The organism is Thalassolituus pacificus, from assembly GCF_025318105.1.
Classification (GTDB): domain Bacteria; phylum Pseudomonadota; class Gammaproteobacteria; order Pseudomonadales; family Oceanobacteraceae; genus Venatoribacter; species Venatoribacter pacificus.
Window position 1 is genome coordinate 18044 of the sequence record NZ_JAOANI010000004.1, and the last position, 21361, is coordinate 39404.

Below are 21361 nucleotides of genomic sequence, written 5' to 3' on the forward strand. Positions count from 1 at the left end.
AAACATTCACGGGTCATGGACATTATTCCGGTTGAGCGTCGTTCAGCACTGGCTGCGGACGGGATAAAAACATGGCATCGCCATAACTGTAAAAACGATAACGCTGTGCAACGGCTTCGGCATAGGCTGCCATCGTATGATCACGGCCGGCAAAAGCCGACACCAGCATAATTAAGGTTGATTCCGGCAGGTGGAAGTTGGTGATCATGGCATCCACACTGCGGAAACGGTAACCCGGGTAGATAAAGATGCGGCTTTCATCATAAAAAGGCGCGATCTCACCGCTCTGACTGGCACTCTCCAGGCTGCGTACCGATGTTGTACCCACCGCCACCACCCGTTTGCCTGCCGCACGGGTGGCTTTGACGGCATCCACCACATCCTGGCCAACTTCAATATATTCGGCGTGCATTTCGTGATCGTGGATATTATCGACTTTTACCGGCTGAAACGTACCGGCACCAACGTGCAAAGTGACATAGGCAAAGTTTACGCCCTTCTCTTTAAGTACCTGCAACAGCGGTTCATCAAAATGCAGACCGGCGGTTGGCGCTGCCACCGCACCCGGTTTAGCCGCATACACGGTCTGATAACGTTCGCGGTCTTCTTCTGCATCGTCACGCTCCATATAAGGAGGCAGAGGCATATGGCCAACGTCATCGAGGATCGTCAGCAGTGGGCGTTCGTCGAGAAAGCGCAGCTGAAACAAAGCGCCTTCGCGTCCGACAACCTCCACCTCAACACCACCGAGCAGAATCCGGGTACCGGGCTTAGGTGAGCGGGATGAGCGCAGATGAGCCAGCGCCTCGTGCTCGCCGGTCACTCGTTCTATAAGAGCTTCCAACTTACCGCCGCTCAGTTTCTCGCCAAACAGACGGGCCGGAATCACCCGCGTGTTGTTAAACACCAGCAGGTCACCCGGCTCTAACATAGAAGCCAGGTCTTTAAAGGTATTATGTGCCATCTCACCGCTTGCACCATTAAGGCACAACAAACGTGAGGCGCTGCGCTCGGCCATCGGATAACGGGCTATCAGCTCGTCTGGCAGATCAAAATAGAAATCACTGGTTTTCATATAGTCACGAAAAGAGCCGCAGTCAGCCATTATCTGGTAACAGAGACAGCCGCTTTGCAGTATTTGCTGAAAGAGCCGCAAGATTACCGGAGATACTTTGCTAAGTTAAGGAAATCATTAGAAAAAAAGTGTTGACAGTAAAAATAATCACGGTAATATGCGCGCCACTGACGAGCTACTAACGCGCCAGAGTGGCGAAATTGGTAGACGCAGGGGATTCAAAATCCCCCGCCTTTGCGGGTGTGCCGGTTCGAGTCCGGCCTCTGGTACCAAGCAAAAGATGCTGTCAGTATGAAGTGCGAGATGGTAACATGCCGCGCCTCAATGCCCAGGTGGTGAAATTGGTAGACACGCAGTGTTCAGGTCGCTGTGAGCTATGCTCGTGAGAGTTCGAGTCTCTCCCTGGGCACCATTATTTAGAAACTGATAAGTCTCAGACTTACAGACCCACGCCGAAGTGGTGAAATTGGTAGACACGCAGTGTTCAGGTCGCTGTGAGCTTTGCTCGTGAGAGTTCGAGTCTCTCCTTCGGCACCATTTTTATTCTTTCCAAACGGAAGGTATAAAAAGGTGAAAGAAAGTCCCTTCTTAAAAATCCATTCTTAAAAGTCCATTTTTAAAAATTTCTGTTAAACAAAACATCTCCTTATACCCAGCAACACATACGAAGACTGAAACACCTGTAGCTTCGCTGAGTTACCTGTTTTTTTGCCCTACCGTCTGACCTTCTTACTTATCCGAGAAAAACCGGCTAAAAACCAAGTAGAAAAGTCACGTTATACACTCTATACAGTTCCACCAATCCTCTTCTCGTCACCGTCATACGACTGATCACCGCCTAAGACCATTTACTGCTACGGCAACCCCCGATTTTGACTACGCTGAATGGAATGGACCCTCCGGAGCGCAACATGTCGAAATATGGAACCCGAATTTTCTCCGCAGCGGCAGTCAGCGGCACAGCCAGCCTGATACTGGCGCAGCTGATCAACATGCCCGACCTGATCTCACTGCGCGAAGCCGCCGCCATTGTGGCAACCACCGGCATTACCACAGCGGTTCTTTATTACATGATGATCCGCCCACAGATTTTACTCAGCCATCAGATAACCCATCGCCTGACTCATTCCGGGAGTGATTACGACCCGAAACGGCACTCCCTGCCCGCTTATCTGAAAGGTGAAATGCAGCGCCTTGAACAGCAACTGACGATTTACAGCGAACTGAGAAGCAAATTATCCGGGCACGGTGGCCGGATTGCGATTGCCGCGGCTGAAATGTCGTACGCAGCCGATCAGATGAAAGCCAAAATCCATGATGAAGTCGCCGACACAGAGCAAATCGTTGTCTCTGCCAGACAAATCCATGACACCGTGGAACACATGGTAAGCCAGACTCAGGAGGCCGCACGCGCAGCCGGAGAAGCCAAAACCATTAATTCGCACGGTAAAAAAGCCGTGGATGAAACCATCCCACAGATGGAAGGCACGCGTCAGCAGGTCAACACCAATGCTGAACTGATTGCACAACTGGAAGCAAAATCAGAAGAAATTAAAGCCGTCACCCGCGTGATCAGTGACATTGCCGAACAAACCAACCTGCTGGCGCTTAATGCTGCCATTGAAGCCGCACGGGCAGGCGAACAAGGACGCGGCTTTGCAGTTGTTGCGGATGAGGTACGCGCGCTGGCCGCCAAAACCTCCGATGCCACACAGCAAATTGGTGATACCGTTAATCAAATTAATCTGGAGATTAAAAATGCGGTCGGCAACAGCAAAGAGCTGACGGTAACGATTGACCATGGCGTACAAATGACACAAAACATCAGCACCCACCTGAACGATATTTACGACCGCTCCGAAGCGATAGAACACAGCATCAGCACCATCGCCTCCAGCGTGCAGGAAAACAGCCACAATATCAGCCATATCTCATCGATTGTTCAGGAAACCAGCAAACGTCTGCAATTAACTGAAGAAGAAATTGCCTCCATCGCCCAACGCTCACTGGCATTATCCGAAACCGCCGAAAAAATTTACGAAGCGTTTGGCGACACCGAACTCGGAGAACCGCACGACAGCGCAAAAAATGAGGCGATCGAAGCGGCCATAGCAATCGGGGCATTACTGAGTCAGGCAATTGAAAGAGGGACACTCAATGAACAGCAGGTGTTCGATACTAAATATCAGCCCATTAAAGGCACCAACCCCACCAAGTATTCCACTGAGTATGATAAGTTCAGCGATCAGAACTTCCCCTCGATTCAGGAACCGATTCTGACCCGCAACACCAGCATCGCCTATGCCGGAGCGGTTGATATTAATGGCTATTTCCCAACACACAACAAGCGTTTTTGTCAGCCATTGACGGGGGATCACGCCAAGGATTTATTACAGAATCGCACCAAACGTATTTTCAATGACCGCACCGGGTCACGCTGCGGCTCAAATACCCGCCCCTTTTTACTGCAAACGTACAAACGCGATACCGGCGAAGTTATGCACGATTTATCGGTACCAATATACGTGAATGGCCGTCACTGGGGAGGTTTCCGTATTGGTTATCGCAGCGAATGAACCAAGCCTTCTGGTATAGAACAATCGGGTTAACGAACCACACTGGTTGATAAAACGTCTGTTGGGTAATAAATAAAAAAGGATGCCAGCGCATACTTTTTTATTTCACACCCGATAATGCGCAACCTGATTACGGCCATTGGCCTTGGCATAGTAAAGTGCCTCATCAGCACAGCGCACCCATAATTCCGGCTTGTCGTTGTATTGTGGAACATCACCATGTACGCCAACACTGACTGTAACTGCCAGGCCTTCAGCCAGGCGGCTGAAGCTCAAATTCGCAATGGTTTTACGCAGACACTCAGCCACCAGCATGGCTCCGGCAAGCTCTGTATTGGGTAAAATCAGAATAAATTCTTCACCGCCATAGCGTGCAATTAAATCCGTATTACGATGAACTGTCTGACGAATGGCCTGAGCGACAATACGCAGAATTTCATCACCAGCCTGATGGCCATGCACATCGTTTACCTTCTTAAAATAATCGACATCCAGCATCAGTACACTGAGAGGCTCACGCTCACGGATAGCACGGGCCATTTCACGTTGCATAATCTGATCAAAAAAACGGCGATTGCGGACATTGGTTAACGGGTCTGTAATGCTCATAATCTCCAATTTCCGATTCGCACTTTCCAGTTCCAATGTGCGTTCTTTAACTCTTAATTCCAGTGTTTCTGTCGCTTTACGCTGCACTTCAAGAGCACGGGACTGAGCTTCCCGCGCTTCGCGCTCATGCTCCAGCGCTTTATCCTGAGCCTGACGGGCATTACGCTCCTGTTCCAGCGCCACTTCCTGAGCAATGCGGGCAATCTTTTCATGCTCGAAAGCGGCGATCTGTGCTTCAAATCGCTCGCGTTTTTCCTGATTAAGACGATCTGCCAAGGCAAAAGAAAGCAGGATAACTTCAAGTGCAGAACCAAACTGAACAATATTTTCGGTAAACACATTACGTGGAATAATATTGAATTTATTCATTGCCAGAATAGCGCCACCAACCAGCATCGACGACCAGGCAACGGTATAATAACGGGCCGCAGAATATCCCTGACTCCAACGCCATACGCCACCATAAATTGCCAATCCGATACCAACAACCGCAGTCGCGATCAGAATCCGGATCATGGTGTGGTAAGGAATCACATTACTGAGCACGACAATCGCCAGAGACGCGACCACGATCACGCCGAACGAACGGTTAAGCCAGTTAATATCCTGCAGGTTAAGAAAGTTGCGGGTGAAAATTGCAGCAAACAGAACAACACCGCTTAAGAAAACAATAATACTCTGGTCATTCCACTCCGTTGCCGTCGGCCACAGATACTGGAAATTAATCCCCTGAAGACTGCCGAGAAAAGCCGCCATACTGCCGACATACAGTACGTAATAAAGGTAATCTTTTTCTCGTACCGCCAGAAATATAAACAGATTGTACAGCACCATAATTAACATAATGCCGTAATAAAGCCCCATTCCCATTATCTGGTTCTGGTCATAAACGAAAAAATCCCGCTCTTGCCAGATACTGAGAGGAAACTGCATTGAGCTGGACGTTTCTACACGAAAAACCCATTCATCGGCATCGCCGGCAGCCAATGCAATGGGGATGACGAAATAACGATGAATAATCGGCCGCTGATAAAATGACTGCTTGTCACCCAGCTCCAGCAACTGCCACTCACCACCATTACTGCGATGGTAGACACGCACATGATCCAGAACCGGATAGGCCAGGTTAAGAAAACGCTCTGCAGTCTCGCCCCCCGGATTATTCAACGCCAGACGAAACCAGAAAACAGAGTCGGTATAGCCAAACGACATTCTCTGCTGCCTATGATGTTGCCAGCGCAGTGACTCAGGGGGCGCTCCCTGCATATCGCCGGCAACATCTTCATAGTATTGCAACACCTGATCGAGATCCTGCCCCGACGTCAGCGTGCGGATATCAACCGCTTCTGCCGCACCAACAGAAGACTCTCCTGCCGGCATGGTAATGACAGCATCCGCTGCGGCAACTGTTCCGCTCAGGCAAGAAAAGAACACTAAACACACAAAAATCGCTGACGAAAGTAACCGCTCGACCATAATTCATCCATCCACCTAATGAATTCAGTCTAGCAGGCGTACTGCAAACCGATGCTTATCCGCTCCGATTAATTCCCATAAAGAAAAAGTACAAAAGTCCCATTTAAATCTGCCCGGTAGTGCCCAGCACGCGCAACAACCTGAAGTTACATTTTTTCGTTACAAAACCTACTCAAGCATTCTCCGTATCATCAGAATCGATTGATCAGAGTCGCGTTTTGTTCACAGTTTTTTCACCCAATCACTGCTATAAAAGACCGATCAGGATAACAATAACGAGAATGCCCACAAGAAGGCATAATTCAACGCAGTGAGGCGAGGATGAAACACACACTCTGGTTCCTGTTACTGCTGTCTCTGGGCATTACCCTGAGCGGCTGTAAAAGCGACTATTCCGGTAATGTTGGCGGCGCCTCTAATGGCGGCAATGGCAACTTGATCGGCAACTATAATCCCGAAGGTCAGCGTCAATACGAGCGCCAGTGCGCCTCCTGTCACGGCGTCGATGGTAACGGAACGCCGATCGGTTCATCGTTAGTTGCTTGTGCAACCTGCTCAACCGTCAGCGTTCTGGCGGATGAAATCAGCCGCACTATGCCAATTGGTAATGTCGGCAGCTGCAGCGGTAGCTGTGCCACCGATACCGCGGAATACATTCTGTACGCCTTCAATGGCTACAACCTCGCCGCCGCGACCACCACACTGGAAGGTGTTGCCAATCACGAGCTGACCGTTACCCTGCGCAGCGCCGCATTACTGCTGGCTGGCCGCCTGCCCACCGACAGCGAAATCGCCATGGTAGAAAACAATGGCGAAAGTGGTTTGAGCCTCGCCCTTAACCAGCTGATGAATGAAGAAAACTTTTATCAGTGGTTAATGGAAGCGTTTAACGAGCAACTGCTCACCGATAAATACCTCAGCAGCAATCAATATGAAGGCGGCATTAACCTGCTTGACCCGGATGATTACCCCCAGCGCAAATGGTACAACGATGCTTATCCCGCCGATGAGCAAAGCAGCATCCGTGGCTGCGTTCGCACACTCACCAATGATGCCGTTGCCCGCGAGCCACTCGAATTAGTGCGCTATGCCGCTAAAAACAGCCTGCCACATACTCTGTACATGAGCGCCGATTACATGATGGTGAACTGGTACAGCCAACAGGTGTACGAAGCCACACTGGTCGATTCAAATGCGACCTTTAACCGCCTGGCCGAGCCAGTTTGTGATGCCAACGGCGTTAAAGTTTATTACGACCCGAATGACTTCCGCCCGGCGCGGGTTACCAAAGACCTCGAATATGAAATGGGTGGCATGCCGCACGCCGGGGTGCTGACCTCGCCGATGTTCTTAAACCGCTATCCAACCACCTTCACCAACCGCAACCGTCACCGCTCGCGCATTGTTTTTGACTATTTTCTGGATACCGACATTCTGAAAATTGAAGGTGATCGTCCGGGCGATGGCATCGGTGCAGGCACCGCCAATCCAACTCTGCTTGATCCGGCCTGTTATGCCTGCCATCAGGTGATGGACCCGGTGTCGTCGGCTTTCCAGCATTACGATGATCGCGGTCAGTACATTGTCACCGGCAGCACCTCACGCAATCGCTGGGACAGCTCCGATATCGAACCCGCCGGTCTGGCTGGCAAAACCATTCCACTGTCCGGTAACAGCGGTTATTTCCGCAATATGCTGCAGTGGCTGGGGAAAGAAATTGCCAATGATCCACGTTTTATCCGCGCCACCATGCGCACACTGTATACCGGCATCATCGGCCAGGAGCCGCTGGAATCACCGGGCGAAAATGGCAGTGATGCCGACAAAGTCGCTTACAACAGCCAGCGCGCCGTTATCAACACCATCGGCCAGGCCATGGCGGCCGATGGCTGGAATATCAAAACCGGAGTAAAGGGCATCATCATGAGTCCTTACTACCGCGCCAAAGCACTGGACGCCGGCAAACTGGTCGCCAACGAACACATCGGCGCCACCCAGTTCCTCAGTCCGGAACAGATGCAACGCAAACTGCAGGCAACTCTGGGCTTCGGCTGGGATGAATTCCGCAATGAAAACAACCGCATCATGTACGGCGGCATGGATTCCGACAGCATCATTGAACGCATCCGTGAACCCAGCGGCCTGACCATTGCCATTCAGCAGCGTATGGCCACCGAAATGGCCTGCCGCGCCACCGCACTGGATTTCACCCGCAGTGCCGCCGAGCGCAAACTGTTCCGTTACGTTGAACCCACCACCACGCCGCTGAACAGCGAAGGTGAACTCAGCGCCTCAGCGGTCAGCATGATCAAGCACAATCTGCAGCACCTGCACTGGGTCTTGCTCGGCGAACAGCTCGATATAAACAGCAGCGAACTGCAGGCCAGCTACGACCTGTACTATCAGGTCTGGTCACAGGGCCAGGAGCTGCTGGCCAATTACCGCGACTATGACCCGCGCCCAGGTACGTCTATGGAATGGGAATGTCGCGCACGCTGGTATCGGACGGACGATGGCCGCACCAACGGCGATTTGCCGGAAGAAATGCGTATTGAACAGGATGACAACTACAGCATCCGCGCCTGGACAGCGGTCATTACCTACCTGCTGTCTGACTACCGCTTTGCTTACGAATAAGGAGCACGCCATGAAACGTCGTCACTTTTTGCAACTCATGGCCGCCACAGGCATGACCGCCCACATGCCACTGTGGACTCCTAAAGCCCATGCAGCCGCCGCCCCCGATCAGTTTCTGGTGGTCGTTAATGCCAGCGGTGGCTGGGACCCGACCTCACTGTGCGACCCCAAGGGTCTGAACAGTGCCTATGAGGCTCAGTCAGACCGTTACCTTGGCTCCACCAACTCGGTCGACCTTGATCCGGCCAAAGCCTTTGGCAATATTCGCTGGAGCGCCATCCCATCGTACGTATCCAACGATGAGGCGGTGCTGCTGCGTGTAGAAAGCCAGTTTGACCAGTTTTTCAATACTTACGGCAACCGCTTGACCGTGATTAATGGCATCGACACCGGTACCAATAATCACGATACCGGTAACCGCGTTATCTGGTCCGGCAAAGAAGAAATCGGCTACCCGAGCCTGTCCGCCTACTTTGCCGCCGCCACCGGCCCGACCCTGCCAATGGCCTTTATCAGCAATGGCGGCTACGACTTTACCGACTCACTGGTCGCCCGCGCCCGTGCCAGTAACGCGAATTTTATTAACGAACTGGCCGACCCTAACCGCTACAGCGGCGACCGCGGCTTCTTGTTCCGCACCAGCGATCGCAGCATCGACCAGTACAGCGCCGTTGTTGCAGCACAAAAAGCCCGGCTCCAACGCCAGCAACAACAGGAAGCATTACCGTTGCGCCGCCAGCAACTGAGCCAGTTGTTCGGCGTCCGCAGCGAAGACAGCAACCTTGGCCAACTGAGCGTATCGCTGGCCGATATCAAAGCCAACGTCAGCCGTGACAGCCACTGGAACGCTAACCGCTCCAACAGCCTGAAGAGCCAGGCAGAAGTCGTGACTGCCGCCTTCCAAAGTGGTCTCGCGGCCTCAGCTAACCTGAACATTGGCGGCTTTGATACCCACGGCAACCACGATTCCAATGCCTATCCACAGCTGGGTGATCTGCTCGAAGGCATTCACTTTCTACAGGCGGCGTTGCAATACGCAGGCATTGCCAACCGCACCACCGTGGTGGTGGGTTCTGACTTTGGCCGAACGCCCTACTACAATTCCGGCAATGGTAAAGATCACTGGCCGGTCACCAGCATGATGGTGCTGCACCCGAATAGCACCGGTGGCAAGGTATTCGGTGCTTCGACCAGCGATTATCACGCCCAGCCCCTGAACCGCAGCACCGGACTGGCAGACGCTTCCGGCGATAAACTGACCCCCGCTCATGTGAATCAGGCGCTGCGTAAATTACTTGGGGTTGATCAGAGCCCGCTGAACAGCAATTATCCGTTACGCGTTAACGACTTTGATATTTTTGCCTGAACCCGGAACATTAAGGAGATAAGCCTGTGCGCTTACTGATAACCACTGCACTGTTACTGACCACCCTGCTGACTTCATCTTTGAGTCTGGCGCTGGAAACCGGCGACAAAGCCCCGGCCTTCAAGCTGCCGCTGTTAACGCAGAAAGGTCAGCTGTCACTGGCCAGCTACAAAGGCAAAGTGGTGTATGTCGATTTCTGGGCCTCCTGGTGTGGTCCGTGCCGCAAATCCCTGCCGCTGCTGAACGAACTTCGAGCCGAGCTGAAAGGTCAGGGCTTTGAAGTGCTGGCCATCAATCTGGATGAAGACGTTAAAGATGCCCGCGCCTTTCTCAAAGAGTTTCCGGTCAGCTACCCAACCCTGTACGACGGTGAAGGTAAAACCCCCACCGCCTTTGGTCTGCGCGGTATGCCAACCTCTTACCTGATTGATCGTCAGGGGCGGGTTCAGAGCGTGCATCAGGGTTTCAAACCCTCCGATATCAGCAAAATCCGCGCTGAAGTGATTCAGCAACTGAAGCAAAAATAACGGAGTATTGAGTCCATGCTCAGCCGATTACTGCTTACCGTGGCTATCCTGCTGATGATCAGCGGCTGCAGCACGGTAAAACCCTGGGAACGGGGTAACCTGGCCCAGGACATCATGGCCTGGCAGCCCGACCCGCTGAAGGCCTCGCTCGATAACCATATTCATTTTTCCAAGGAAGGATCGTCCGGTGGCGGTCAGGCAGCCGGGGGCGGATGCGGCTGTAACTAGCCCGATATGTTATGAGCAAACACACACTCAATTCTCTGGCCGCTCTGGCAGCGGCCGCGGCGACTCTGCCGGTTCAGGCAGAAAGCGCACCAACCGAACAGGTGATGGCGTACCGCTTCAGTCAGTATCAGGAAGCCGATGCGCCGCGGGCGCGAACCTTTACTCCCACGACTGAACGCTACAGCATCGATATTCACCAGTTTCGCTATGGACGACCACTAGGTGGTGACTGGTATCTGAACAGCGAGTTTCAGTACGAAACCCTGAGCGGCGCTTCTCCCATGCAGACTTACCAGAATGCCAATGGCCAGAGCGTGCTGCTGATGAGCGGTGCCAGCATTTCCGAAACCCGTTACGACCTGAAAGTTGCCCCCAAGCGATATTTCAGCGGCGCTCTGAACGGCCAGCTCGACGGCACGCTGGGAACCAATCTGGCCCTGTCGCAGGAAAACGATTACCAGTCGATTGCCCTTGGTGCCGATGGTTCGCTGGAGTTGTTTAATAAACACACCACACTGCTCGGTTCACTGAGCCTGTCGCTGGATGAACTGTCGCCCAGTGATGCCTATATTTCAGCTGACCGTCGTCGTGCCGATGGCCGTGGTAAGCGCAGCGTCTCCATTTACGAAGGTGTATCGCAGGTTATTGATAAAAACCGCGTGGTACAGGTTGGCGTCGGCTACACCAAATTATCGGGTTATTTATCCGATCCGTATAAATTTGAAGACCGCCGTCCCAGCAGTCGCGGGCAGCTGACGCTCAGTGGTCAATATCGGCATTTTTTCCCACTGTGGGACGGTGCGGCACTGCACGCTGACTATCGCTACTACAGCGATGACTGGGGCATACGCTCGCACACCCTGACGACCCGCTGGGCACAAATGTTCAATCTGGCACCGTTTTCGTTCCGCCTTATCCCGATGATGCGCTACTACCGCCAGACCCAGGCCGATTTTTACAGCCTCGAACAGAATCCGCCGGATGATCAGCTGAACAGCTCCGATGCGCGCTTATCGTCTTATGGTGCCTTCAGCTACGGCCTGGAAAGCCGCATTCTGTATCAGCAATGGACGCTCAGTATCGACTGGCAGCAATACCTGTCATCGGAAGATTTCGCTCTGGTGCAAACCACCAATAACGAAACCCCGGCACTGGTCGATTACAGCATCCTGAGTCTTGGCATTGAATACCGTTACTGAAGCACAGTCCCTGCACCGCCATGAGTTTACCGCCATGGCGTCGCCCTGCTGTTTTCATCTGCCCGACCTGCCCGGTATTCATACGCTGGCGCAACAGATGGAAGAGGAAGTGCGCCGCATTGAGCAGAAATACAGCCGTTACCGCCACGACAGCGTGCTGTCCCGTCTCAATGCACACGCCGGGCAAACCAGCGTAGTCGATGCCGAAACCGCCTGGCTGCTGAATTACGCCAAGGTGTGTTTTGAGCAGAGCGATGGCTTCTTTGATATCAGCTCCGGCATTCTGCGCAGCGTCTGGGACTTCCGCACGCCAACGCTGCCCGACACCACCGATCTGCAACGCCTGCTGCCGCGCATCGGCCTTGGCCGGCTGACCCTGAACGCTAACGAACTGTGGATGCCCGCCGATATGGAGCTGGATTTCGGCGGCATCGGCAAGGAGTACGCCGCCGATTGCGCCGCCGCCATTGCCCGTAATGCCGGAGTGCATCAGGGCATTGTTGACCTAGGCGGTGATCTGCATATTCTCGGCCCGAAAATCAGCGCACAGGGCGAAGAGCCCTGGCTTCTGGGTGTGCGCCATCCACGCAAGCCGGAACAGGCCATTGCCCAACTTCCGGTATACCGTGGCGGCATGGCCACCAGTGGCGATTACGAGCGCTATTTTGAGCTGGATGGCCGCCGCTACTGCCACCTGTTAAATCCACAGTCCGGCTGGCCGGTCAGCCACTGGGCATCGGTGACGGTGCTGGCGCCGTCCTGCCTGCTGGCCGGTACCTTATCCAGCATTGCCATGCTGCGTGAAGCCGCAGCTGTCGACTGGCTTAAGGAACAAGACGTTCATGCCCTGCTGATCGATCCCGCACTGCAACTGCAGCCTCTCACACCAGCAGCCTGACACTCAGCGCCTGCGTTCTGACATTCAACACCCATAACCTGACACCGGCGGCATTGGCCGTTACTGCCAAGGGCTGATATAAAGAGGCCCTCAATAAGAAAAACATCAGCAGGTCAGACTATGGAAACGCCAAGCGCCACTGCCGTCAGTAACCCGACAACCACAACGCCATCATCCGCCTCCGCGCCGGAGTTTGAATACCGTCAGCATGATGCCCTCGGTCTTGCCGATCTGGTTCGCCGTGGTGAAACCTCCGCCAGCGAACTGCTGGATCTGGCCATTGCCCGGGCCGAAGCGGTGAATCCCAAAATCAACGCCATCATTACTCCGCTGTACGATTACGGCCGTGCCCAGATTAATGCTGGCTTACCCGATGGTCCCTTTTCCGGTGTGCCTTTCTTACTGAAAGACCTGCTCTGCGCAGTCGAAGGAACACCGCTGAGCAACGGCAGCAATGCGTTAAAAGGCCGTATTTCACCCCGCGACAGTGAACTGGCCGCACGCTTCCGTAACAGTGGTCTGGTGTTTTTTGGCAAAACCAACACGCCGGAACTGGGACTGATGGGCGTCACCGAACCCAAAGCCTTTGGCCCGGCGCGCAATCCCTGGAATCTTAATCACACTCCCGGCGGCTCCAGTGGTGGTTCTGCCGCGGCCATTGCCGCCGGTATTGTGCCGATGGCTTCTGGTGGCGATGGCGGCGGCTCTATCCGTATTCCGGCGGCCTGCTGTGGTTTATTCGGCCTGAAGCCAAGCCGTGGCCGGGTACCGACCGGTCCCTATGCGCAGGAGTTCTGGGACGGTGCCGCGACTGAGCATGTACTCACCCGCAGCGTGCGTGACAGTGCCGCCATGCTGGATGTGATCGCCGGTCCCGATGGCTCCAGCCCTTACCCGCTGCGCAGCCGTAATAACTATCAGGATTCTCTCAGCCAGCCCCTGCGTAAACTGCGCATTGGCTACACCAGCACCTCCTTTATCGGCCGCCCGGTCAGTGCCGATGCCATTGCTGCGGTTGAACACAGCGTCAAATTGCTGGAGCAACTCGGCCACGAGGTTGAAGCGGTTGAGATTCGTCTGGATGGCGAAGCGCTGGCCGACAGTTACCTGACCATGTATTTCGGCCATGTTGCGGCCGACCTCGAATTTATGGCACAGCAATTAGGCAGCCGCATCAGCAATCTGGATGTGGAAGACACCACCAAGGTTCTGGGCTTTCTCGGTAAAACCATTTCCGCCGGAGATTTTGTACAGGCCAAACGCCGCTGGAATGATTTTGCCCAGACCATGCACCTGTTTCATCAGCGCTACGATTTACTGTTAACCCCAACACTGGGCTCTGAACCTGTACCCATCGGCAGCTTTGAGCCACCGGCATGGGAAGCGGTAGCCATGAAAGTCATCAATGCCTTCGGCCTGCACAAATTGCTGCTGAAAAGCGGTATGGTGAAACAGATGGCACTGGATAATCTGGAGAAACTGCCCTTTACCCAGCTCGCCAACCTGACCGGCCTGCCGGCGATGTCGGTGCCGTTATACTGGACGGCAAATAACCTGCCGCTGGGCTCGCAGTTTATTGCCCCTATGGGCGATGAGCACACTCTGCTGCAACTGGCCCAGCAACTGGAGCAGGCGCAGCCGTGGATGCTACGCACCCCGGATTTATAAGATGCTACGCACCCCGGATTTATAAAATGCATTGCATCCCGGATTTGTGAGGTGCAATGCATCTCAGGTTTGTAAGATGCAACACACTGCAGAAGTAGCAAATTAAAACAAAAAGGCCATCCACAATCCTGTCACAGGATTGTGGCACCCTGACCAATAACAATTAAAAGATTGCCAATATGACCATGAATACTAAAACCGTTCTGATTACCGGCTGCTCTTCTGGTATCGGCCGCGCTCTGACCGAAGAATTTCTGCGCCATGGTTATCTGGTGTATGCCGCTGCGCGTAATACCGAAAGCCTGGCCAACCTGACCAGCGAGCATTTAATTCCGCTGCAGATGGATGTCAACAACGCCGATGATATTACCCGTGCGGCAACAACCATCCGCGAGCGCTCCGGCCATCTTCATTGCCTGATTAATAATGCCGGCTATGCCGCGATGGGGCCGGTTGCGGAACTCAGCAGCGAATCATTGCAGCAACAGTTTGCCACCAATGTGTTTGCGCCGATTGCCCTGACCAAAGCGTTACTGCCGTTATTACAGGCCGGGCAAAATGAAAAACATCCGGCTCAGGTGGTTAACATCGGGTCGGTTTCCGGCATTCTGACCACCCCGTTTTCCGGCGCTTACTGCGCCACCAAAGCCGCACTGCATGCCCTATCCGATGCTCTGCGTATGGAGCTGGCGCCCTTTAATATTCAGGTCATTACCGTTCAGCCTGGTGCAATTCAATCAAAATTCGGTGATAACTCTCTGGCCAACCTGGGGGATCTGATTCAGCCTGATTCACTCTACGCTCCGCTGAAACAACAGATTCAGGCACGGGCAACAGCGTCACAGGATAACCCAACCCCGGCGGCGGATTTTGCCCGTGAATTAATGGCACAGTTATTAAGCCAGCCCGATCCGGTGATCCGTATCGGTAATGGTAGCCGCGCACTGCCTTTTATGAAGCGCTGGATTCCACTCGCCTTACTCGACAAAATTCTGAGCAAAAAATTCGGCCTGCTGGCGTTAAAACGCTGAGGCTGAGAACACAGCACTATCTGATGCATAAAAAAACCGCAGCCTGAGCTGCGGTTTTTTTATGGTCTTATTACGTCTTATGCAATCAGAAGTAATAATCCATGGTCAGATAGAGGGCATCGAAGTCGCCATCAACGACTTCACCGTTAGCACCAATATCACCATCGTTGGATACGTATTCAACGTAGAACCAACCCGGACCATAGTTATAGCTCATACCCGGTGCCCAGCTGTCGGCAGAGCCCACGGTATTACCTTTGGTATTGGCTTCGGCATTGGTGTAATCCACATAAAACAGGTAATCACCCATGCTGTAAGTCAGCGTAACTGCTTTACGGTCGTTTTTAATTTTAGGAGTACCACTAAAGCCACCAATATCAGTCAGATCACGCTCGGTGATCATATACTGGGCTTTAACGCCTAAGTTGTTGAACTCACCTTCGTAATACACAACGGCGGCATTATGGTCGCCAACGTACGGACGATCGGCATTGGCACCGCTCAGATCACGCAATTTACCGTTCTGGTAAGAGGCACCGACTTTTTGCTTGTCAGCCAGATCATATGCACCGTTCAGCACGAAAGTATGCGTTTTCTGGTAAGTGGTTTTGCTGCCCCAGTGACCGCCGTCGTCCATGGTTTCGGTGCTGGAACCAAAGTCATCAACGTGGAAGTAAGCAACGTCATAGTTAACCGCACCCAGATCGGCACTCCATTTAACACCGACATCCATCTGGTCGGCGTAGCCGCCCAGCAATTCATCGCCAGGCCAGAAGTTAACGGTTGCCCAACCAAAAGGCACCTGAGATTTACCGATTTTCAGCTCGCCCTTGCCAAAGGTTTTACCCACCCAGGCTTTATGGAAGCCAAAATGAGCACCGGTATTGTTATTCGCCGGATCGGTGAAAGCACCGGTGCCATAACGCATTTCTGATGAAAACTGCCAGCCGGTTTTTTCATCGGTTTTATCGATATACAGAATCAGCGCTTCGTAGTTGGTATCACCATAAGACACTTCGTCAACGTTATCGTTGTAAAGCGCATGGTTCAGCCAGAAGCCACCACTGATCGATTCCGATGCAACGGCCGGTACCGCACTTGCACTGATGGCCGCAATGGCCAGGGATAAGTGTATTTTTTTCAAAAGACTCTCTCCTTCCTTATTATGAATGAATCCCGGAAAACTCAGGGTTTTCCGTGGATATTCGCTACGATGGCAGATATAACAACCTGACTATCTGTAGCAAATAATTGCGCAAACCCCAGGGGTTCACCTGGGCCTGTCAACGCGAATTAAACAGGCCCTAGTCATCAGACATCATCTTGCCAAGCAGCGTGTGGTACAACTCCCGGTCTCCGACAACGCCCTGTACAGCCTGATCATCGCCGACCAGAACCGAGTGTCCGGTGTGATAGCGAATTTCCATCACATCGTGCATCGCGGTACGTGGTCCAACGCGGGTTGGAATCTGCTGTAAAGCGCTGATGTCATCACCACTCTGCCAACACTGTACAGCATAGACCTGATCTTTTACCTGTACCTGATTACCATCGAGGCTAAGCCAATAATCATGGCGCTTACTCAGGCAATAGCCCCGTTCCTGCTGCGACATATCCGTCAATTCACGCATTATTGATCCGGCACGCAATACGTTCAGCGGATTGGTATGGGCAACAAAATCACGGACATAATCGTTCGCCGGGTTCAGAACAATGCTTTCCGGCTTACCGTGCTGCACAATTTCACCGTCTTTCATTATGGCGATATGGCTGCCAAGCTTCAGCGCTTCGTCAAGATCGTGGCTGACAAAAATAATGGTCTTTTTCAGTTTTTCCTGCAGCTGCAATAATTCGTCCTGCAACTGAGTACGGATTAATGGGTCCAGCGCCGAAAATGGCTCATCCATTAATAAAATATCGGATTCAACCGCCAGCGCCCGTGCCAGACCGACCCGCTGCTGCATACCGCCGGATAGCTTACCTGGCTTAAGCTTGCGCCATTCAGCCAAACCAACAACCTCAAGCTGCTCGTTCACCCGGCGCTTGATTTCAGCTTTCGGCAAGCCCTGTAATTCCAGTGGCATCGCAACGTTCTGCTCCACCGTCAGCCAGGGCATCAGTGCAAATTTCTGAAACACCATGGAAATCCGGCGCATACGGATATCGCGCTGGGTTTGCGCATCGGCACTGGCAAAGTCGAGCATTTCACCTTCATGCTCAATATTCACCGCACCGCGGGCAACCGGGTTCAGGCCATTAATACAACGCAACAGGCTGGATTTACCGGAACCGGACAGCCCCATCAATACGCAGATTTCACCGCGTTTTACCGTTAACGATGCATCTTTAACGGCAATCAAAGAACCGCTCTGAGCACGAACCTGTTCGCGATCCAGCCCCTGATCAAGCAACGCCAGCGCCTGTTGCGGCTGCGCGCCAAAGACCACATCAAGATGTTTAATTTCGATCATATCAGCCCACCTGCTCACGTTGTTTGCACAGGCGATCCAGTAAAATCGCCAACAGAACAATGGCCAAACCCGCTTCAAAACCACTGGCAATGTCCACGGTATTCAACGCCCGGACCACAGGCTTACCCAAACCATCAGCACCAACCAACGCCGCGATCACCACCATCGACAGTGATAACATAATGCACTGCGTCACACCGGCGGCAATATTGGCCGCCGCTGCCGGCAGCTCGATACGCCACAACAACTGTGAGCGGGTCGCACCAAAGGATTGGCCTGCTTCAACCATTTCTTTCGGCACCTCAGAAATACCCAGATACGTCAGACGTACCGGCGCGGCAATGGCAAAAATAATGGTGGAAATAAGACCGGGTACAACCCCCAGTCCGAATAATGTCAGCGTCGGTATTAAATACACGAAGGGCGGAACGGTTTGCATCAAATCCAGCACCGGCCGTAATACGGTGTATAAGCGCGGATGATGCGCAGCATAAATACCAATCGGCAGACCTAACAAAATGCAAAACAGCGTGGCATACAGAACCAACGATAAGGTCTGCATGGTTTCGACCCAGTACCCAAGATTCCAGATCAGTAATAACGAGGCAACGGCATACAGCACCAGCCCCACAGAACGGTGCAGCCAGAACGCGAACAGCGCCAGAACCACAATAAAAGCGGCCGGATGCATCCAGGTCAGAGCATCGGTACTGGAACTGATAAGCCATTCCAGTGATTCGGCCATGGCATCAAAGAAACCGGAGGTGTTGTCCACCAGCCAGTCGAAAAACAGCTCGATGTATTCACCGAGTGGAATTTTAAAACTATCCATAAGACTCACGTAGTTGAATTAGGACTCACGTAATTGAAAAATCTGTAAAAAAGAACAGAAATTTAAGCAGGAAGTCAGAACATTCAGTGAACAGACTTCCTGTTTTTATGGATACTTAACGGAAAGCAGCCTGTGCCTTGCTTAAAGCTGGCGAGCCATCGGCGGCTTTAACGTCTTTCAGCCAGACGCTCAGTACGTCGGGATTCTGTTTCAGCCATTGGGTCGCTGCGGCTTTGGGTTTTTTACCATCATCAAGGATGGCCGCCATCACCTGATTTTCCATTTCCAGGGTAAAGCTCAGATTGTTAAGGAATTTACCAATTTCCGCACACTGGCCAACATAGCCTTTACGGGTATTGGTAAAGACCGATGCGCCGCCCAAGTCCGGGCCAAAGAAATCATCACCGCCTTCCAGGTAGGCCAGGTTAAAGTTACTGTTCATCGGGTGTGGTTCCCAGCCAAGAAATACAATCCACTTATCACGACGGGTTTTACGCTTAACCTGCGACAACATACCGGCTTCGCTTGATTCCACTACTTCAAAGCCTTTCAGGCCAAAAGCGTTTTGATCAATCATGTCCTGAATCAGGCGATTACCATCGTTACCCGGCTCAATTCCGTAGATTTTCTGGTCGAATTTATCGGCAAATTTCGCGATATCCGCAAAGGTTTTTACCCCGGCATCATAGACATACTGAGGCACAGCCAGAGTGTATTTGGCACCGCTCAGATTTTTACGCACGGTATCGACCGTACCACGTTCACGGTAAGCTTTAATATCGCCTTCCATGGTTGGCATCCAGTTGCCCAAAAACACATCAATATCGCTGTTTTCCAGCGATTTATACGTCACCGGCACTGATAACAACTGCGTACTGGTTTCATAGCCTGCGCTTTCCAGCACTACAGAAGCCAGTGCTGTGGTGGCGGTAATATCCGTCCAGCCAACATCAGAAAAGCGTACCGTATCGCACTGTTCAGCCTGAGCGGCAGAACCTGCAGCCAATACCATGGATAATAAAATCGTTCGTAAAGTCATCGTTCTCTCCTGCGTTTTTTTGCCGGATCAGGCCGGCGGATTAGTCCGTTGTTTTTCTTTCCAGTTGGCTTCCATACCAACCTCTGCGTTACTGGGAGGTAATATCTGTGAGTGGCCCGTCAGACGACTGCGGATAAAATCCGCCGCCCGCTCGGCCACCATAATTGTGGGCGCATTTAAATTGCCGTTCGGAATGGTCGGAAAAACAGAAGAATCAACCACGCGCAGCCCCTGCACACCATGAACGCGGGTTTCTGGATCAACCACGGCCAATTCATCGGTGCCCATTTTGCAGGAGCAGGACGGGTGATAAGCGCTCTCGACATTACTGCGTACAAATTCATCAATCTGCTCATCCGTTTGCACCTGTTCGCCCGGTTGAATTTCACCGTCGCGATAAGCATCAAATGCCGGCTGACCAATAATTTCACGCGTGCGCTTTACACAGTCGCGGAAGCCTTCACGGTCATCCTCATGTTGCAGATAATTAAACAGAATACGCGGTGCACTGTGCGGATCAGCGCTGACAGCCTGAATATGGCCGCGGCTTTTCGGTTTGTTATGACCGATATGCACCTGAAAACCATGACCATCGAATGCCGTTCGGCCGTCATAACGCATTGCTGCGGGTAAAAAATGGTATTGCAGGTCCGGCCATTCAACCCCGGCTTTAGAGCGGATAAAACCACAGGATTCAAAATGATTGGTTGCCCCCAAACCTTTGCGGGTAAACAGCCAGCGGCTGCCAATTAAAAACTTGCTCCACAACCCCAACTTGCTGTTCAGGGTAATGGGCTGTTTGCATTTAAACTGAAAATAAAACTCCAGATGATCCTGCAGATTTTCTCCGACACCGGGTAAGTGATGGTTCACTTCAATACCGGCTTTCTCCAGTACCTCACGCGGACCAATACCGGATAACTGCAGAATATGCGGTGAACCAACGGAACCGGCCGACAAAATAACTTCTTTACGCGCACGCAGATTTTCAATCTTACCTTTACGCTCATAGCGCACACCGGTCGCACGCAATGCATCCGGCTGCTCATCCAAAAGAACCTTATGCACCAGCGCATGGGTAATCACGGTTAAATTATTGCGTTTCATCGCCGGACGAAGATAGGCATTGGCGGTTGACCAGCGCAGGCCATTTTTTACCGTCATATGCATAGGGCCGAAACCTTCCTGCTGCTTACCGTTATAGTCGGCGGTAAAGTCATAGCCAGCCTGCTGCCCGGCTTTAATAAAAGCACCGTACAGCGGGTTCTGCATATTATTGCCGTTATTAACGCCTAACGGTCCGCTGTCGCCGCGGTACTCATCACCACCAAAGGCCCAGGTTTCGGCCTTTTTAAAATAGGGTAAACAATAGGCGTAATCCCATTCGGTCGCGCCAGCTTCTGCCCACTCATCAAAATCACGGGCGTGGCCACGCACATACACCATGCCATTAATGGATGACGAGCCACCCAGCACTTTACCGCGCGGGCAATGCATGCGGCGGTTATTCAGATACGGCTCCGGCTCGGTTTCAAACTGCCAGGCGTATTTTTTAGTATTCATCGGAATGGATAATGCAGTTGGCATCTGAATAAAAATACTTTTATCCGAACCACCGGTTTCGAGCAGCAGTACCGATACCTGCGGATCTTCGCTCAGACGATTCGCCAGCACACAACCGGCGGAACCGGCACCGACAATAATGTAATCAAATTCGTTCATGGGCACT

16 protein-coding genes and 3 tRNA genes are annotated in these 21361 nt (G+C 52.5%); 12 read left to right on the top strand and 7 right to left on the bottom strand.

Annotated features, from left to right (window positions below; translation table 11 throughout):
- Positions 1 to 22: 22 nt before the first annotated feature.
- On the bottom strand, positions 23 to 1075 hold the full coding sequence (gene queA, locus NYR02_RS01275; protein WP_260974590.1) for a tRNA preQ1(34) S-adenosylmethionine ribosyltransferase-isomerase QueA: 1053 nt from the start codon (positions 1073 to 1075) through the stop codon (positions 23 to 25).
- A 185-nt stretch (positions 1076 to 1260) separates the two neighbouring features.
- Between queA and NYR02_RS01280 the strand changes: the two genes are divergently transcribed.
- The 4 genes from NYR02_RS01280 to NYR02_RS01295 all read left to right on the top strand — a co-directional run bounded on the left by NYR02_RS01280 (position 1261) and on the right by NYR02_RS01295 (position 3651).
- Positions 1261 to 1347, top strand: a tRNA-Leu gene (locus tag NYR02_RS01280).
- Positions 1348 to 1401: 54 nt separating this feature from the next.
- A tRNA-Leu gene (locus NYR02_RS01285) sits at positions 1402 to 1487 on the top strand.
- Positions 1488 to 1526: 39 nt separating this feature from the next.
- Positions 1527 to 1612, top strand: a tRNA-Leu gene (locus tag NYR02_RS01290).
- Between the two features lie 374 nt (positions 1613 to 1986).
- Positions 1987 to 3651: a methyl-accepting chemotaxis protein gene (locus tag NYR02_RS01295; RefSeq protein ID WP_260974591.1), complete on the top strand. Its 1665-nt coding sequence runs from the start codon at positions 1987 to 1989 to the stop codon at positions 3649 to 3651.
- Between the two features lie 105 nt (positions 3652 to 3756).
- Here the strand turns inward: NYR02_RS01295 and NYR02_RS01300 are convergent, their stop codons facing one another.
- Positions 3757 to 5640: a sensor domain-containing diguanylate cyclase gene (locus NYR02_RS01300; RefSeq protein ID WP_260974592.1), complete on the bottom strand. Its 1884-nt coding sequence runs from the start codon at positions 5638 to 5640 to the stop codon at positions 3757 to 3759.
- A gap of 417 nt (positions 5641 to 6057) precedes the next feature.
- Here NYR02_RS01300 and NYR02_RS01305 point away from each other — a divergent pair, with 417 nt between their 5' ends.
- From NYR02_RS01305 to NYR02_RS01340, 8 genes are all read left to right on the top strand, one after another.
- Positions 6058 to 8373 carry a c-type cytochrome gene (locus NYR02_RS01305; RefSeq protein ID WP_260974593.1) on the top strand — a complete coding sequence of 772 codons (2316 nt, stop codon included), beginning with the start codon at positions 6058 to 6060 and terminating at the stop codon, positions 8371 to 8373.
- 10 nt (positions 8374 to 8383) lie between these two features.
- Positions 8384 to 9739 (top strand): DUF1501 domain-containing protein, encoded by a 1356-nt coding sequence (locus NYR02_RS01310; protein WP_260974594.1) that lies wholly within the window; start codon positions 8384 to 8386, stop codon positions 9737 to 9739.
- Between the two features lie 26 nt (positions 9740 to 9765).
- Positions 9766 to 10266 (top strand): TlpA family protein disulfide reductase, encoded by a 501-nt coding sequence (locus NYR02_RS01315; protein WP_260974595.1) that lies wholly within the window; start codon positions 9766 to 9768, stop codon positions 10264 to 10266.
- Positions 10267 to 10281: 15 nt separating this feature from the next.
- Positions 10282 to 10494, top strand: coding sequence for a DUF4266 domain-containing protein (locus tag NYR02_RS01320; protein ID WP_145470993.1), 213 nt, complete (start codon positions 10282 to 10284; stop codon positions 10492 to 10494).
- 11 nt (positions 10495 to 10505) lie between these two features.
- Complete coding sequence (locus NYR02_RS01325) at positions 10506 to 11693, top strand: DUF3570 domain-containing protein (RefSeq protein WP_260974596.1); 1188 nt, start codon at positions 10506 to 10508, stop codon at positions 11691 to 11693.
- Positions 11677 to 12591, top strand: coding sequence for an FAD:protein FMN transferase (locus NYR02_RS01330; RefSeq protein WP_260974597.1), 915 nt, complete (start codon positions 11677 to 11679; stop codon positions 12589 to 12591). Before NYR02_RS01325 ends, NYR02_RS01330 begins: the two co-directional genes overlap by 17 nt.
- Positions 12592 to 12711: 120 nt before the next feature.
- The gene (locus NYR02_RS01335; RefSeq protein ID WP_260974598.1) at positions 12712 to 14259 is read left to right on the top strand and encodes an amidase; all 1548 of its coding nucleotides are present in this window, start codon (positions 12712 to 12714) and stop codon (positions 14257 to 14259) included.
- 179 nt (positions 14260 to 14438) lie between these two features.
- Positions 14439 to 15290, top strand: a complete 852-nt coding sequence (locus NYR02_RS01340) for an SDR family oxidoreductase (protein ID WP_260974599.1) — start codon at positions 14439 to 14441, stop codon at positions 15288 to 15290.
- 85 nt (positions 15291 to 15375) lie between these two features.
- Here NYR02_RS01340 and NYR02_RS01345 read toward each other — a convergent pair whose 3' ends face one another.
- The 5 genes from NYR02_RS01345 to betA form a co-directional block, all read right to left on the bottom strand.
- A complete protein-coding gene (locus NYR02_RS01345; RefSeq protein WP_260974600.1) occupies positions 15376 to 16434 on the bottom strand; it encodes a porin in 1059 nt (352 codons plus the stop codon).
- Between the two features lie 160 nt (positions 16435 to 16594).
- On the bottom strand, positions 16595 to 17761 hold the full coding sequence (gene choV / locus NYR02_RS01350) for a choline ABC transporter ATP-binding protein (RefSeq protein ID WP_260974601.1): 1167 nt from the start codon (positions 17759 to 17761) through the stop codon (positions 16595 to 16597).
- Position 17762: 1 nt separating this feature from the next.
- On the bottom strand, positions 17763 to 18602 hold the full coding sequence (gene choW / locus NYR02_RS01355; RefSeq protein WP_476756251.1) for a choline ABC transporter permease subunit: 840 nt from the start codon (positions 18600 to 18602) through the stop codon (positions 17763 to 17765).
- 106 nt (positions 18603 to 18708) lie between these two features.
- On the bottom strand, positions 18709 to 19632 hold the full coding sequence (locus tag NYR02_RS01360; RefSeq protein ID WP_260974603.1) for a choline ABC transporter substrate-binding protein: 924 nt from the start codon (positions 19630 to 19632) through the stop codon (positions 18709 to 18711).
- A 27-nt stretch (positions 19633 to 19659) separates the two neighbouring features.
- The gene (gene betA, locus NYR02_RS01365) at positions 19660 to 21354 is read right to left on the bottom strand and encodes a choline dehydrogenase (RefSeq protein ID WP_260974604.1); all 1695 of its coding nucleotides are present in this window, start codon (positions 21352 to 21354) and stop codon (positions 19660 to 19662) included.
- Positions 21355 to 21361: the final 7 nt, after the last annotated feature.